11 protein-coding genes and 2 pseudogenes are annotated in these 14,941 nt (G+C 74.4%); 10 read left to right on the top strand and 3 right to left on the bottom strand.

Annotated elements, in window-relative coordinates; translation table 11 throughout:
• Positions 1-127 precede the first annotated feature (127 nt).
• The 7 genes and pseudogenes from GKE82_RS28820 to ptsP all read left to right on the top strand — a co-directional run.
• A pseudogene (locus GKE82_RS28820) lies at positions 128-2,596 on the top strand (PAS domain S-box protein); the annotation flags it as partial.
• A gap of 67 nt (positions 2,597-2,663) precedes the next feature.
• Positions 2,664-4,742 carry an EAL domain-containing protein gene (locus GKE82_RS31565; RefSeq protein WP_196189281.1) on the top strand — a complete coding sequence of 693 codons (2,079 nt, stop codon included), beginning with the start codon at positions 2,664-2,666 and terminating at the stop codon, positions 4,740-4,742.
• A gap of 81 nt (positions 4,743-4,823) precedes the next feature.
• Positions 4,824-5,585: a DeoR/GlpR family DNA-binding transcription regulator gene (locus tag GKE82_RS17350; protein WP_154734153.1), complete on the top strand. Its 762-nt coding sequence runs from the start codon at positions 4,824-4,826 to the stop codon at positions 5,583-5,585.
• Entirely contained in the window at positions 5,582-6,517 is a 936-nt protein-coding gene (pfkB, locus tag GKE82_RS17355; protein ID WP_154734154.1) for a 1-phosphofructokinase, read from the top strand. Before GKE82_RS17350 ends, pfkB begins: the two co-directional genes overlap by 4 nt.
• Positions 6,496-8,502, top strand: a pseudogene (locus GKE82_RS30920) (fructose-specific PTS transporter subunit EIIC). The gene pfkB and the pseudogene GKE82_RS30920 overlap by 22 nt, the downstream one beginning before the upstream one ends.
• Before the next feature lie 37 nt (positions 8,503-8,539).
• Positions 8,540-8,812 (top strand): HPr family phosphocarrier protein, encoded by a 273-nt coding sequence (locus tag GKE82_RS17365; protein ID WP_107569719.1) that lies wholly within the window; start codon positions 8,540-8,542, stop codon positions 8,810-8,812.
• 4 nt (positions 8,813-8,816) lie between these two features.
• Positions 8,817-10,502 carry a phosphoenolpyruvate--protein phosphotransferase gene (gene ptsP / locus GKE82_RS17370; protein ID WP_154734155.1) on the top strand — a complete coding sequence of 562 codons (1,686 nt, stop codon included), beginning with the start codon at positions 8,817-8,819 and terminating at the stop codon, positions 10,500-10,502.
• 29 nt (positions 10,503-10,531) lie between these two features.
• On the opposite strand, the gene GKE82_RS28840 is transcribed toward ptsP, so the two are convergent.
• Positions 10,532-11,059, bottom strand: a complete 528-nt coding sequence (locus tag GKE82_RS28840) for a cytochrome P450 (RefSeq protein ID WP_230316207.1) — start codon at positions 11,057-11,059, stop codon at positions 10,532-10,534.
• On the opposite strand from GKE82_RS28840, the gene GKE82_RS28845 reads away from it, so the two are divergent.
• Genes GKE82_RS28845 through GKE82_RS17385 form a run of 3 tightly spaced genes read left to right on the top strand, consistent with a single transcriptional unit; the run spans position 11,046 to position 13,147 of the window.
• A complete protein-coding gene (locus GKE82_RS28845) occupies positions 11,046-11,831 on the top strand; it encodes a hypothetical protein (RefSeq protein WP_230316208.1) in 786 nt (261 codons plus the stop codon). The genes GKE82_RS28840 and GKE82_RS28845 overlap by 14 nt on opposite strands.
• Positions 11,832-11,841: 10 nt before the next feature.
• Complete coding sequence (locus GKE82_RS17380; protein ID WP_158276728.1) at positions 11,842-12,438, top strand: TetR/AcrR family transcriptional regulator; 597 nt, start codon at positions 11,842-11,844, stop codon at positions 12,436-12,438.
• Positions 12,439-12,493: 55 nt separating this feature from the next.
• Entirely contained in the window at positions 12,494-13,147 is a 654-nt protein-coding gene (locus GKE82_RS17385; RefSeq protein WP_154734157.1) for a hypothetical protein, read from the top strand.
• Here GKE82_RS17385 and GKE82_RS17390 read toward each other — a convergent pair.
• Complete coding sequence (locus GKE82_RS17390) at positions 13,144-14,415, bottom strand: MFS transporter (RefSeq protein WP_154734158.1); 1,272 nt, start codon at positions 14,413-14,415, stop codon at positions 13,144-13,146. The two genes, GKE82_RS17385 and GKE82_RS17390, sit on opposite strands and share 4 nt — an antisense overlap.
• The gene (locus tag GKE82_RS17395; protein WP_233243779.1) at positions 14,412-14,804 is read right to left on the bottom strand and encodes a MarR family transcriptional regulator; all 393 of its coding nucleotides are present in this window, start codon (positions 14,802-14,804) and stop codon (positions 14,412-14,414) included. Before GKE82_RS17395 ends, GKE82_RS17390 begins: the two co-directional genes overlap by 4 nt.
• Between the last annotated feature and the right edge of the window lie 137 nt (positions 14,805-14,941).

Here is a 14,941-nt window from a genome sequence, read left to right on the forward strand (position 1 = left end):
CTCAAGTTATGCGGGCGGCGTCCGACCGACTGGTGGTGTCCCGGGTTCCCCAGCCCTGTCGGAACGCGCCGTGACCGAGGCGCTGAGCCCGTTCGGTGACCGCGCGGTCCGTGCGGCGCTCGCGGCGATGCCCGGCGTCTCGGTCGTGGTCGTCGACCGCGAGATGCGCATCGTGTCCGTCGAGGGCGGGGCGCTGATACGGCACGGGTACATTCCGGAGCGCGTGGTCGGCCGGCGGGCCCCCGACGTCCTGCCTGCACCTGCGTGGGAGACGCTCGGGCCCCTCTACACCCGCGCGCTGACCGGCGAGACCGTCACGGTCGAGCTCCCGTCGCACGACGGCACTGCCGTCTACGAGAGCACCTTCGCGCCGCTCCGCGAGGCCGGGGAGCTCGTCGGCGCGACGATCAGCTCCCGCGACGTGACGGCTGCGCGCGGTGCGCTGCACCGCGCGGAGGCGTCGGGCCGTCGGCTGCGTGCGCTCTTGGACACGTCGCCGGACGGTCACTGCCGTCACGACGCGCAAGGCCGCGTGCTGTGGGCCTCTCGGGCGATGTCGACCCTATTGGGCTGCGCGCCCGCGGAGCTCGATGGATCCCGGGTGCCGTCCGCGCTGCATCCCGAGGACCGCGAGCCGTTGACCCGGGCCTTCGAGCGCGTCCGTCGGACGCGCGAACCCCAGACCGTCGAGGTGCGATGCTGCCATCCGGACGGCTCGTGGCGTTGGCTCGAGGTCGCGGTGCGTGGGCTCTTCGCCGACACCGGCGACGCGCTCGAGATCCACACCACCTGGCGGGACACCACGAGCCGCTACGACGCCGATCAGCTGCGCGCTCAGTGGCGCCACGCCTTTGACCGGACGACCGTCGGAGTGGCGGTCATCGACCCGATCACCCACAGGATGGAACGCGTGAACGACGCGTTCGCGTGGATGCACGGAGGGGTGCCCTCCGACTTCGAGGGCCGACATCTCGGCGACACCTTCGCGCCGCATGAGCGTGGCCGCATCCGTGACATCAGCCAGCGGGCGCACGCGGTCGGCTACGTCCGCTACGAGGCCGATCACGTCCGCCTCGACGGAACGGCCTTCCCGACGGAGACGGAGGTGATCGCCGCTCGGGATGCCGAGGGCAACCTCGTCTATCGACTGGGCTACTTCCGCGACGTCACGGAGGAGCGGCGGGCGCAACAGGAGCTCGTCAGGCGCGAAGCCGACTTCCGCATGCTGGCCGAGACGTCGACGGACGTGGTGCTGCGGATCGCCCCGGACGGCTCCCTGCGCTACGTCTCGCCCGCCGCGACCGCGGTGCTCGGCGCATCGCCCGAGCACGTGGACGCGGGGTTCCTGCACCGTTCGACGCTTCCGGAGGACCGCTGCCAGAACGCGGAACTCCGCGCCGCAGTGGTCCGCGATGGCCGGTCCCGGACGTCGGAATCGCGCTTCACCCGGCCCGACGGCGAGCAGGTCTGGCTGGAGACCACCATCCGCGCCCTCCATGACGACACCGGGGAGGTCATCGAGCTGCACGCCTCCGTCCGTGACATCACCCGTCGACGACGTGGGGAAGACGCCGCGCGCCTCTGGCAGCTGTCCTGGGAGGTCGCCCCGCGTGGACTGGCGATCCTCGACGAGGAGTCCGGGTTGGTCGAAGCCGTGAATCCGGTGTTCGCCGCGCAGCACGGCGGCCGGCCGGAGGACCTCGTCGGGCGGTCGCTGCGGGACCTGCTGCCCGCGTCCGAGCTCCAGCGAGCGGGCTCGATCGCGTCGGCGATGGAGGTCGAGGGGCGCGTGACGACGGAGGTCGATCACCTGCGCCTCGACGGCAGTCGCTTCCCGGCACGTGTCGAGCTCGTGGCGATCCGCGATCACGACGGGCGCGTCGTTCGGCGGATCTCGGTGTGCACGGATCTCACCGAGGAGCGGGCTCGCGCCGAGGCGGAGCGGCGCGCGACATCGCGATTCGAGCGGGCGTTCTCCGAGGCCCCCGCCGGGATGGCGCTTCTGCGCGACGGGCGGTTCGAGCGGGTCAACGAGGCGCTCGCCTCGCTGCTCGAAGTGCCCGCCGACGAGCTGGTCGGCGAACGGATGGCGCGATTCGCGGATGCCTTCGCCTCGGCCGACCCACTGGAGGCACGCGACGGCGAGCAGCGCCTCATCACCGCCCGGGGCCGCATCGTCCAGGTCCGTGTGCGCTCATCGGTCCTCCGCGAGGGCGCTGCTGGTGACGCGCTCCTGATCCACGTGATCGACCTGACGGCGGAGGTCGAGGTCAGGGCCGCGCGCGAGCGGGCATCCGCGCAGTTCGAAGCCGCGTTCGGCGCGGCGCCCATCGGGCTGGCCCTCGTCGGTCTCGACGGTCACTGGCTGCGCGTGAACCCGGCGCTGTGCCGGCTGTTCGGCCGCAGCGAAGAGGACCTCCTGGCCTCCGACTTCCAGACGCTCACGCACCCCGATGATCTCGACGCCGACCTGGAACTGCTCGAGCAGACGCTCGCCGGTGAGCGCGCGGGGTACGAGATGTCCAAGCGCTACCTGCGCTCGGACGGCACCGTGGTCGACGCCCGCCTCTCCGTCTCCCTCCTGCGCGACCGGGAGGGGGACCCCACTGCACTTCGTCTCGCAGATCGTGGACGTCTCCGATCTCGTCGCGGCTCAGCGCGAGGTGGCGACCGCGAACGCGCGACTCAACGCGGTCCTCGACCACAGCCCGGTCGCCATCTCGCTTCTCGACGCACAGGGGCGGTGGGAGCTGGTCAACCGGGAGGCTGCCTCCCTGCTCGGGGCAGACCCGGAGGATCTCGTCGGACGGGCGCTCCACGAGACGGTGCCCGAGGAGCAACGACGCGCGCTCGTCTCGGGCACCGAGTCTGTCCGGCGGACCGGGGTCCCACTCAGTCGCGATGAGCGCCTCGAGGATCCGCGCACCGGCATGGTCCGCGATCAGGTCTCGGTGATGTTCCCGGTCAGCGGGCTCGATGGCGGTCCCGACGCGATCGGGCAGGTGTCACTCGACGTCACGGCACGGGATCGGGCACTGCGAGAGCTCGCCGCCGCGCACGAGCTGTTCGCCGTCGGGTTCGAGACAGCCCCCGCCGGGATGCTGATCAGCCGGCTTCGGGACGACGGGACGACCGATGTCCTGCAGTGCAACGCGGCCTTCGCGTCGATGGTCGGTCGCCGACCCGAAGGCATCCTGGGAGGGTCCGAGGCCGCGCTCCTCTTCCCGGAGGACCAGGCGACCCACGCGTGGATCATCGCCGAGGTCGCCGCCGGGCGGCGCCCGGCGCGAGAGCTGCGACTGCGTCACGCTGACGGTCGTGCGGTCTGGGCCCTCGTCGCCGGCGTCCGTGTCCTCGACGCCGACGGGCGGCCGTTGCTGCTCCTCCAGGCGGTGGACATCTCCGTGCGCAGGCACATGGAGGTGAGGCTCCGCCACCTCGCAGACCACGATCCGTTGACCGATCTCTTCGGGCGCCGCCGCTTCCACGCCGAATTGCGTCGGGAGGTTCAGCGCGTCGTCCGCGACGGCGGGACGAGCTGTCTCCTGCTGCTGGACCTCGACGGGTTCAAGGCTGTCAACGACCTCCTCGGACACTCGGCGGGAGACGAACTGCTCGTTCGCGTCGCGGCCGCTCTCCGCCAGGCGGTGCGAGCGACAGACGTGCTTGCGCGCATCGGCGGAGACGAGTTCGCGCTCGTCCTTCCCGGAGCCTCGGTCGCCCGCGGCAGGTCCATTGCGCGCGAGCTGGCGTCGGTCATCCGTCGCGCAGGCGTTCTCGAGATCGACGGTGGCCGGCTGGAGGTGACTGCATCGGTCGGCGTGACGGTCGCGGGGGGTGACCGTCGGATCGATGCGGACGAGCTGCTGGTCGAGGCGGACCTGGCCATGTACCAGGCCAAGGACGCGGGCAAGGACGGGGTCGTCGTCTACGCGCCCGATCACGTGCACCGCGCGCGGATCTCCCACCGCACCGACCGGCTCGCGCGCCTGCGTCGCGCCGTCCGCGAGCAGCGCTTCGAGCTGCTGGCGCAGCCCATCGCGCTCCTCGGCGAGGACCCAGCGCCCCACGAGCCGACGGGTCACGAGCTGCTCCTGCGTCTGCGGGACCCAGAGCTGGGCCTCATGGCGCCGTCCGAGTTCCTCGGACTGGCGGAGCGCCACGGCCTGATGGCCGACATCGATCGGTGGGTTCTGCGGTCCGCCATCTCCCTGCTCTCGGAGTCTTCTCGCGCCGGACGGTGTCTGGCGTTGTCGGTGAACCTCTCGGCGCGGACGGTGCAGGACCCGCGCATCGTCGACGACGTCGCCACGATGCTGCGCGCGCATCCGATCCCACCGGGCTCGCTGACCGTCGAGATCACCGAGACAGCAGCCATCACGGACCCGGAAGGGGCGGCTGCGGTGACACGGAGACTGCGGGAGCTGGGCTGTCGGCTCGCGCTCGACGACTTCGGCGCCGGCTTTGCGTCCTTCTCGACGCTCAAGCACCTGGAGTTCGACGTGCTGAAGATCGACGGGGACTTCATCGACCACCTCCCGACCTCGCCGGTCGACCAGGCCGTGGTGCGCGGGGTGGTCGACGTGGCGCGCTGCATGGGGATCGACGTCGTCGCCGAACGGGTCGGCGACGACCGGACGATCGCGGTGCTCCGCGCCGCGGGCGTCCGGCTCGGACAGGGGTTCTTCCTCGGAGCTCCCGTGCCCGTGGCCGAGCTTCATCGGCCGCAACGAGCTCTTTGAGGATTGTTTTGTGTTGTTTTGTGTTGACTTCTGTGGGAAAGCGGGCCATACTGACCGGGCAGTCACCACGGAGGAGCCCGGATGTACGCAGAGGAACGACAGGCAGCGATCGTCGAGCAGGCCCGGTCCCGCGGGCGCGTCGAGGTCGCCGGCCTGGCCCAGGAGCTGAACGTCACGACGGAGACCGTCCGGCGCGACCTCAGCGTCCTCGAGCGCCACGGCGTCCTGCGCCGCGTCCACGGCGGGGCGATCCCCGTCGAGCGGCTCGGCTTCGAGCCCGGCCTCGCCGACCGCGACCGGGCGATGAGCGACGAGAAGGAGCGGATCGCCCGCGCCGCCCTCGCCGAGGTGCCCGCCGAGGGCGCGATCCTGCTCGACGCCGGGACCACCACCGCGCGGCTCGCCGAGATCCTCCCCGCCGAGGCGACGCTCACGGTCGTCACCAACAGCCTGCCGATCGCGCTCACCCTCTCCTCGCGGCCGAACCTCACCGTCCTCACCGTCGGCGGACGCATCCGCGGCCGCACCGCCGCGATGGTCGACGCCTGGGCCCTGCGGGTCCTCGAGGACACGCTCGTCGACGTCGCCTTCGTCGGCACGAACGGCCTCAGCGTCGAGCGGGGGCTCACCACCCCGGACACCGCCGAGGCCGCGGTCAAGCGCGCGATGCTCCGCGCCGCCCGCCACACCGTCGTGCTCGCCGACCACACGAAGATCGGCAACGACCACCTCGCGCGGTTCGGTGACGCCGGCGACATCGACGTCCTCATCACCGACCGCGGCATCGACCCCGACCAGGCCGGCTCGCTCGAGGCCTGCGGCATCCGCGTGGACCGGGCATGACCGTCGTCACGCTCACCGCCAACCCGTCGGTCGACCGCACCTGCGAGATCGACGCGCTGCGTCGCGGCGCCGTCCTGCGGCCGCTCGCCACCCGCGTCGACGCGGGCGGCAAGGGCGTCAACGTCGCCCGCGCGCTGCACGCCGCCGGCGTCCCGAACGTCGCGGTGCTTCCCGTCGGCGGCCACGAGGGCGCGCAGCTCGTCGACCTCCTCGCCGCCGCCGGCCTGCGCACCCGCACCGTCCCGATCGCCGGCGCGATCCGCGCCAACGTGACGATCGCCGAGCCCGACGGCACCACCACGAAGCTCAACGAGCCGGGCCCCGTGCTCGACGCCGACGAGGTCGCCGCGCTGCAGGCCGCGCTGCTCGACGAGGCGCGCACCGCCTCCTGGGTCGTGCTCTCCGGCAGCCTGCCCCCCGGCTGTCCCGTCGACCTCTACGCCCGCCTGACCGTGGCGCTGCACGCCGCGGGCGTGCGGGTCGCGCTGGACTGCGACGGCGAGGTCCTCCAGGCCGCGCTGCCCGCCGGCCCCGACCTCGTCAAGCCCAACCGCACCGAGCTCGCGCAGGCCACCGGCCTGGAGGTCCACTCCGCGCCCGACGCCGTGCGAGCCGCCCACGCCCTGCGCGAGCTCGGGGCGCGCGCCGTCCTCGCGAGCCTCGGCTCCCGCGGCGCCGTGCTGCTCGACGACAGCGGCGAGCACCACGCCCACGCCGCCGTCGACGCGCCGCGCAGCACGGTCGGCGCCGGCGACGCCGCGCTCGCCGGCTTCCTCGCCGCCGGCGCTCACGGCCCCGACGCCCTCGACGCCGCCGTCGCCTACGGCGCGGCCGCCGTCGCGCTCCCCGGCAGCCGCATGCCGACCCCCGCCGACCTTCGTCCCGACGCCGTACGCCGGCTCCCCGTCCGATCCCAGGAGGCCCTGTCGTGAGCATCATCACCCCCGCCCTCGTCGACCTCGACCTGCCCGGGGACGACCGCGTCGCGGCCACCCGCGCGCTCGCGCAGCGGCTGCACGCCGAGGGTCGCGTCACCGACCTCGACGGCTTCCTCGCCGACGTCGCCGCCCGCGAGGCGCAGATGCCCACCGGCCTGGAGGGCGGCATCGGCATCCCGCACGCGCGCAGCGCGCACGTCACCGAGCCGACGCTCGCGTTCGGCCGCTGCGCCGACGGCGTCGACTTCGGCGCGGCCGACGGGCCCGCCACCCTCGTGTTCCTCATCGCGGCCCCCGCGGAGGGGGGACGCCGACCACATGACGATCCTGGCGAAGCTCGCACGCCGCCTCGTCCGTCCCGCGTTCCGCGAGCACCTGATGACGGTCGCCGATGCGACCGCCGCGTCGTCCTACATCACCGAGGAGGTCGGGTCATGAGAATCGTCGCCGTCACGAGCTGTCCGACGGGCATCGCGCACACCTACATGGCGGCGGAGGCGCTCGAGCAGGCCGGCCGCGACGCCGGGCACGAGCTCGCCGTCGAGACGCAGGGGTCCGCCGGGATCGAGGCGCTCAGCGCCGAGCAGATCGCGGCCGCCGACGCGGTCATCTTCGCCGCCGACGTCGAGGTGCGCGACCGCGCCCGCTTCGCCGGCAAGCCGCTCGTCACCGCCACCGTCAAGCAGGGCATCAACGACGCGGCCGGGCTCGTCGCGCGCGCCGTCGCCGCCGCCCAGGAGGCCCCGGCCACCGCGGCGACCGCGCACGTCCTCGCGGCGGGCGCCCCCGTCGCCGCCGGTGCCGACGGTCCCGGCGGCCCGGGCCGTGCGAGCGTCGTGCGCGGCTGGTTCATGACCGGCGTCAGCTACATGATCCCGTTCGTCGCCGCGGGCGGCCTGCTGATCGCGCTCGCCTTCCTCTTCGGCGGCGCCGAGATCGCGTCGAAGGTCAACGGCGGCACGTTCGAGGGCGTCACGTACGACGGCGTCTCGAGCATCACCGACATCTACGACCAGCTCGGCATCGCCGGCCTGATGTTCAAGATCGGCGCGACGTCGTTCTCGATGCTCGTGCCGATCCTCGCCGGCTTCATCGCGTTCGCGATGGCCGACCGTCCCGGCCTCGTGCCCGGCGTCGTCGCCGGCCTGCTCGCCAACGAGATCGGCGCCGGCTTCCTCGGCGGCCTCGTCGGCGGCCTGCTCGCCGGTGCGGTCGTGCTCGGCATCCTGCGCGTCAAGGTCCCCTCGGCGATGGCCGGGATCATGCCCGTCGTCGTCATCCCGCTCGTCTCGACGCTCGTCGTCGGCCTCCTGATGATCGTCGCGGTCGGCGAGCCGATCGCCTCCGCGCAGAACGAGCTGACCGACTGGCTCGGCGGCCTCAGCGGCACCAACGGCATCGTCCTGGGCCTGCTGCTCGGCGCGATGATGGCCTTCGACATGGGCGGCCCCGTGAACAAGGTCGCCTACACGTTCGGCGTCGCCTCGCTCGCCTCCGGCGACCTGAAGATCATGGCCGCCGTCATGGCCGCGGGCATGACCCCGCCGATCGCCATGGCCCTCGCGACCGTCCTGCGCCCGAAGCTGTTCACGCGGGCCGAGCGCAAGGCCGGCGAGGCGGGCTGGCTGCTGGGCGCCTCGTTCATCACCGAGGGCGCGATCCCGTTCGCCGCCGCCGACCCGGCGCGCGTGATCCCCTCGCTGATGGCGGGCAGCGCGGTCACCGGGGCGCTGTCGATGGCCTTCGACGCCACGTCGCGCGCCCCGCACGGCGGCATCTGGGTCGTCGGCCTGATCGGCAACCCGCTGCTCTACGTCGTCGCGCTCGCCGCCGGCATCGCCGTCAGCACCGGCGCGGTGATCGCGCTGAAGAGCCGTCGCGGCGAGGTCACCGAGGACGCCACGAGCCCCTCGGTCACCGACCTGCTCGCCCCGTCGTCCCCGGCCCCGGCGCCCAGCGGCACCGCGGTCCCGGCCTGACATCCCCACCACCACGATCCCCAGGAGCACCGAGATGATGAGTGAGCGCCTCGTGAAGGTCGGCTCGCGGGTCGGCCTGCACGCCCGCCCCGCCAGCCTGTTCGTCCAGGCCGCCGCCGCCCAGCCGGCCGTGGTCACGATCGGCCGGCCCGACGGTGACGCCGTCGACGCCCGCAGCATCCTCGGCGTCCTCGGCCTCGGGGCCGCGCACGGCGACGAGGTCGTCCTGCGGGCCGAGGGGGAGGGCGCGGACGTCGCCGTCGCCGCCCTCGCCGAGCTCGTCGCGTCCGACCTCGACGCGGTGCAGTAGCGCGATGGCCTCCCTCGAGCACCACGGCCTGGGCGTCAGCGCCGGCATCGCGGTCGGGCCGGTCGCCCGGCTCGCACCCGGCCCGCAGCTCCCCGCCCACGACGCGCCGGTCGCCGACACGGCGGCCGAGGCGCGGCGCGCGACCGCGGCGCTCGAGGCGGTCGCCGCCGACCTGGAGGCCCGGGCCGCGACGGCCGGCGGCGAGGCCGCCGACGTGCTGACGGCGCAGGCCCTCATGGCCCGCGACCCGATGCTCGCCTCGGGCATCGCCGACCGCGTGACGGGCGGCCGCGACGCGCCGCACGCGGTCGACGCGGCGCTCGCCGAGCACCGCGCCGCGCTCGTCGCGCTCGGCGGCTACATGGCCGAGCGCGCCGCCGACCTCGACGACCTGCGGACCCGCGCGATCGCGCACCTGCTCGGCGTGCCGATGCCCGGCGTCCCCGACCCGGGGCACCCGTTCGTCCTCGTCGCGACCGACCTCGCGCCCGCCGACACGGCGACCCTCGACCGCGACCGCGTCGTCGCGATCGTCACCGAGCGCGGCGGGCCCACCGATCACACCGCGATCCTCGCGAAGTCGCTCGGCATCCCCGCCGTGGTCGCCTGCGCGGCCGCGGCCGGCCTGCGCGACGGCGACGAGCTGCTCGTCGACGGGGGTGTCGGGCGGATCGTCGTCGGCCCCGACCGCGCGCAGGTCGCCGACGCGCAGCGCGCCGCCCAGGAGCTCGCCGCGCGTCGCGCGGGCTCGCACGGCCCCGGGCGCACCGCGGACGGTCACCCGGTCCGCCTGCTCGTGAACATCGGCGGCCCGGCCGACGTCGACAGCGCCGGGGTCCCCGGGGCGCAGGGCGTCGGCCTGTTCCGCACCGAGTTCCTCTTCCTGGACCGGGCGACCGCCCCGACCCGCGACGAGCAGGAGGCCCTCTACCGGGAGGTCTTCACCGCGTTCGCCGGCCGCCGCGTGATCGTGCGGACGCTCGACGTCGGCGCCGACAAGCCGCTCGCGTACGTCGACCAGCCCGACGAGGCCAACCCGGCGCTCGGCGTCCGCGGCCTGCGGCTCGCGCGCCGCGACCCCGGGCTGCTGACCGAGCAGCTCCTCGCGATCGCCGCGGCCGCCGCCGGGACCGACGCCGAGGTCGGCGTGATGGCCCCGATGGTCGCGACCGCCGCCGAGGCGCGGGACTTCGCGGCGGTCGCCCGCGAGCACGGCATCGACCGCGTCGGCGTCATGGTCGAGGTCCCGGCCGCCGCCCTGTGCGCGACCGAGATCCTGCAGCACGTCGACTTCGTCAGCCTCGGCACGAACGACCTCGCCCAGTACACGCTGGGCGCGGACCGGCTGGCGGGCGAGCTCGCCGACCTGCTCGACCCGTGGCAGCCCGCGGTCCTGCGGCTCGTCGCGATGGTCGGCGAGGCCGGCCTGGCCCACGACAAGCCCGTCGGGGTCTGCGGCGAGGCGGCGTCCGATCCGGAGCTCGCGCTCGTGCTGACCGGCCTGGGCGTCTCGTCCCTGTCGATGGCGGCCGCCTGCCTGCCCGACGTCCGCGCGACGCTCGCCGCGCACACGCTCGAGCAGTGCCGCGCGCTGGCGCAGCTCGCGCTCGCCGCGCCGTCGGCGCCCGACGCGCGCGCGGCCGTCCACGCCGCCGTTCGCGGGGAGGGCGCCGCGGTCGCGTCGGGCTAGGCGCCGGGACGCCCGCGCCCGGCGGGTGCCTACCGCAGGGCGACCGGGATGTGCGTGTACTGGTTGAGGAACAGCGACCGGATGCGCGTGGGGTCGCCGTCGAGGCGCATGTCCGGCCAGCGGGCGAGCGTCTCCTCGATCCAGATCCGCAGCTCCATCCGGGCGAGCGACGCGCCGAGGCAGAAGTGGCGGCCGCCGGCGCCGAACGCCTGGTGGCGGTCCAGGCCCTCGCGCGTGAGGTCGAAGGCGTCCGGGCGGTCGGGGTAGAGGGCCGGGTCGCGGTTGCTGGCGATGTACCAGAGCAGGACGCGGTCGCCCTCGCGGATCTGCGCGCCGCCGAGCTCGACGTCCCGGGTCGCGGCGCGACCCATCATCCCGAAGGCCGGGAAGCAGCGCAGGCCCTCCTCGACGGCGGCCGGGATGCGCGAGGGGTCCTCCACGAGCAGCCGACGCTGCTCCTCGTCCTCCATCAGGGCGAGCATCGTCGCGCTGTAGGTCGCGCGGGTCGAGTCGTTGCCCGCGGCGAGCAGCAGGACGAAGAAGGTGGCGATCTCCATCTCGGTGAGCCGGTCGCCATCGACCTCGGCGGTGATGAGGGGCCGACAGGAGGTCGTCGCCGAGGTGCTCGACCCGCTCCTGGCGGACGGCCTCGATGTAGGCGACGACCTGCATGATCTCCTCGAGCGAGTCGCCCCAGGTCGCCCGGATGGCCGGGTCCTCGAACGCGGTGGCGACGTTCGTCCAGTGGACGAGCCGGCGGTCGTCGGACTCGGGGGTACCCAGGAGCGAGCCGATCACGCGCGCGGGGACGGGCTGGGCGATGTCGGTGACGAGGTCGACGTGGTCGTGGTCGGTGAAGCGGTCCAGGACGGTCTGGACGATCCGCCGCACGACGTGCTCGTGCTCGGCGATGCGGCCGGGGGTGAATGCCTTGCCGACGAGCTTCTTCATGCGGTCGTGCCGGGGCGGGTCCATCGAGATCATCTGCAGGCGCTGGACGTCCAGCGGGACCCCGACGTCGTCGACGAGGAAGATGCCGCGCCGCTCGGAGGAGAAGGTCGTGAAGTCGCGCGTCGCGGCGTGGACGAGGTCGGCGCGGGTGACCGACCAGAACCCGTCCTCGTCGGGGAAGCGGTCGTTCGGGCTCCAGTGGACGGGCTGCTCGCGGCGCATCTGCGCGAACAGCTCGTACGGGGGCCCGTCGGTCCAGTGGGCGTGGTCGCCGAGGTCGAGCGTCGACAGGTCGGCGGGGGCGGCGGTCGCGGGGCTCATGCCGCGAGCGTAAAACAGACACAGTGTCATTGCAAGCTGTCATCACGAGGTGCGTAGACTGCGGCCCGTGGCCCTGCTCGAGAAGCGCACGCGCGAGGACCCCCGCCGGGGGGAGACCGAGCGCGCGTTCCTCGCCGCGACCGAGGCGCTCCTCGCCGAGGGCGCCTCGTTCGCCGACCTGAACGTCAGCCGCATCGCCAAGCGCGCGGGACGCACCCGCACCGCGTTCTACGCGCACTTCGAGGATCGCCGCGACCTGCTCGTGCGCCTCGTCGAGGACTTCGCCACCGAGATCCACGGCGTCACCAGCGCGCACTGGGACCAGCCGCTCGCGCTCGCCGACGTGCGCCGCGTCGTCGCCGACCTGCTCGGCACCTTCCGGGCCCACGCCCCGCTCGTGCGCGCGCTCGTGGAGGCGTCGGGCTACGACCCGGAGATCCGCGCCTACTGGTCGGGGACGATCGAGCGCTTCGTCGGGCTCGCCGAGGAGCGGCTGCGGCGCGACGGTCGCCCGCCGGCCGCAGCCACCGCGACCGCCCAGGCGCTCGTGTGGATGACCGAGCGCACCGCCTACCAGCAGGTCGTCGCCGAGGACCCCGCCGTCGCCGATCGCACGCTCATCGCCGCACTCGCCGAGATCTGGGAGCGCACGCTCAACGGCTGAGCGGTCCCCGCACGGCGCGCTCAAGTCCCCGTGCGCGTCCGTCGATGGTCGGCGGATGCCCTCGCCGGTCCGCCACGCGCTCGCCGCCCTCGCGCTCCTGTGCGCGATCGTCGTCGTGCTCGACGGCCGCGGCGCCGACGCGCGCACCGAGCCGGTCGCCCGGTCGCCGGACCGGGGCACCTTCACGTTCGCGCCCGGCACGCACCCGCTGGACCGTCAGGCCGTCCTGCAGGCGGTCGCGGCCGCACGCCCGGAGGCCCGGGCGCTGATCGACCGCATCGACGGTCGCACCACGATCACCGTCGGCACCCCGTCGCTGCCCCAGGCCGCCGGGACCGCCCGCTCGCTGCCCGACGGCCGCCACGAGCTGACGCTCGACCTCGGTCCCGTCAGCCGCGGGCTCGGCGCCGCGGGCGTGGCGCGTCTCGTGCTCCACGAGCTCGGGCACGCGGTCGACGCGGCGCTCGTGCCCGCCGACCTGGCCGCCCGGCTCGACGCGCTCGTGCCCGCGGGCTACCCGTGCGGCACTCCCGGGGACGATCGCTCGTGCCTGGGCCGGTCGGCGCGCGAGGAGCGCTTCGCCGAGACGTTCGCCAAGTGGGCGACCGGCGACCTCGGGATCACCCTGCACATCGGCTACAAGGTGCCGCCCCCGCGGGTCTCGCTGGACCGCTGGGGTGCGCCGCTCGCCGCGCTCGCGCGACCCTAGGCGGCGACCGGCTCACGCTCGCGCGCGGCGCGCGGCCGCACGACCGGCGGCACGGGCGGTCCGCCGCCGGTGCGCCGGTAGGCGACCGCGGCGCCGACGGCGGCGGCCAGGGCGGCCAGCCCACCGAGCGCGAGGCCGGCACGGGGGCCGGCGTGCTCGCCGATCCAGCCGAGCAGCGGGGCGCCGAACGGGGTCGAGCCGAGGAACACGAGCGAGTAGAGCGCCATCACCCGACCGCGCATCTGCGGGTCGACGCGCAGCTGGAGCACCGACGTGACGCCGGAGGAGAACGTGACGCTCGCGGCGCCCAGCAGCACGAGCGCGACGAGCTGCACCGCCACGGTGGGGGAGGCGGCGACGAGCAGGTCGGTCACCCCGAACGCGGCCGCGGACGTGACGAGCGCGGCCGGCCCGAGGTCGCGCGCCCCGCCGATCGCCACCGCGCCGGCGATCGAGCCGACGGCCATCGCCATCGTCATCGCGGTGAACAGCCACGCGTCGCCGCCCCAGGTCGTCGACGCGAGCAGCGCGAGCAGGACCTGGAAGTTGAAGGCGAGCAGGCCGACGAGGGCCATCATCCCCAGCGGGATCAGCAGCTCGGGCGTGCGGCGGACGTAGGCGACGCCGGCCCGGATCGCGTGCGGCTGGCGCGGGCCGCGCGCGGGGGCGCCCATGCGCGCCGGGTCGAGCCGCGCGACGGCGACGATCATCGCGACGAAGGTGAGCGCGTCGACGACGAAGCACCAGGCGATCCCGGCGACGCCGATCAGCAGGCCGGCGACGGCCGGGCCGATGATCCGCGACGCGTTGATCGCGAGGCTGTTGAGCGCGACCGCCCCGACGACGCGGTCGGGCCCGACGAGCTCGATCGGCAGCGCCTGCCGTGCGGGACCGTCGAGCGCCATCGCGATGCCGCGCAGCAGCACGGCCGCGTAGATCAGCGCCGGGGTCGCCGCGTCGAGGAAGGCGATGACGGCGAGGGCGGCCGCGGGGACGATCATCACCAGCTGGGTGCAGAGCAGCAGCCGGCGCTTGTCGACGCGGTCGGCGAGCAGACCGCCGACCTGCCCGAGCAGCAGCAGCGGCACGAACTGCAGGGCGGGCACGAGGCCGACGGCGAGGCCGTCGCCGGTGAGCGAGACCATGAGCCAGACGGCGGCGACGTTCTGGATCCAGTTGCCGCTCGTCGAGATGAGCTGGGCGATGAAGTAGCGCCGGTAGTCGGCGACGTGGAGGGGGTCGAACGTGCGGCGGATGCGCGCGCTCATCGGCGGTCCACGAGCCGCTCCAGGATGTCGGCGGCACGGTCGAGGGTGGCGCGGTCCTCGGCGCTGAGCTCGGCGAGGCGCCGGGCGAGCACGGCGTCCTTGCGCGAGCGGATCGCCTGCAGGTGGTCGCGGCCGGGCTCGGTGATCGCGACCCGGCAGGAGCGGCCGTCGGCCGGGTCCGGGGTGCGGGTGACGAGGTCGTGCTCCTCGAGCTTGGCGACGATCCGGGTCGCGGAGGGCCGGCGGATGCGCTCGCGGTCGGCGAGCTCGCTCGGAGCGAGCGGGCCGTGGCGCTCGACGGTGGCGAGCGCGGCGGTGAGCGTCGGGCCCAGGAGCGTGACCTCCTCGGCGCCCGCGTGGCGCAGCCAGCGGGCGGTGCGGGCGATCACGTGGCGCAGGTGCGTGGCGGACTGGGCAGCGGATGAAGTTGCGATAGGTAATTACTTTAGCAAACCACCCGGAACGACGACCGCCCGCCCGGCGCGAGGCCGGACGGGCGGGTCGGGGGACGTCGGGGTGGGGTCGG

The sequence above is a fragment of the Conexibacter sp. W3-3-2 genome (assembly GCF_009707605.1).
In the GTDB taxonomy this organism is placed as follows: domain Bacteria; phylum Actinomycetota; class Thermoleophilia; order Solirubrobacterales; family Solirubrobacteraceae; genus Paraconexibacter; species Paraconexibacter algicola.

Coding starts and splice junctions, on each gene's coding strand:
- GKE82_RS28840 (WP_230316207.1), bottom strand. CDS start 11,059: ATGGAGATCGCCACCTTCTTCGTCCTGCTGCTCGCCGCGGGCAACGAC.
- ptsP (WP_154734155.1), top strand. CDS start 8,817: ATGGCCTCCCTCGAGCACCACGGCCTGGGCGTCAGCGCCGGCATCGCG.
- GKE82_RS17385 (WP_154734157.1), top strand. CDS start 12,494: ATGCCCTCGCCGGTCCGCCACGCGCTCGCCGCCCTCGCGCTCCTGTGC.
- pfkB (WP_154734154.1), top strand. CDS start 5,582: ATGACCGTCGTCACGCTCACCGCCAACCCGTCGGTCGACCGCACCTGC.
- GKE82_RS17390 (WP_154734158.1), bottom strand. CDS start 14,415: ATGAGCGCGCGCATCCGCCGCACGTTCGACCCCCTCCACGTCGCCGAC.
- GKE82_RS17350 (WP_154734153.1), top strand. CDS start 4,824: ATGTACGCAGAGGAACGACAGGCAGCGATCGTCGAGCAGGCCCGGTCC.
- GKE82_RS17365 (WP_107569719.1), top strand. CDS start 8,540: ATGAGTGAGCGCCTCGTGAAGGTCGGCTCGCGGGTCGGCCTGCACGCC.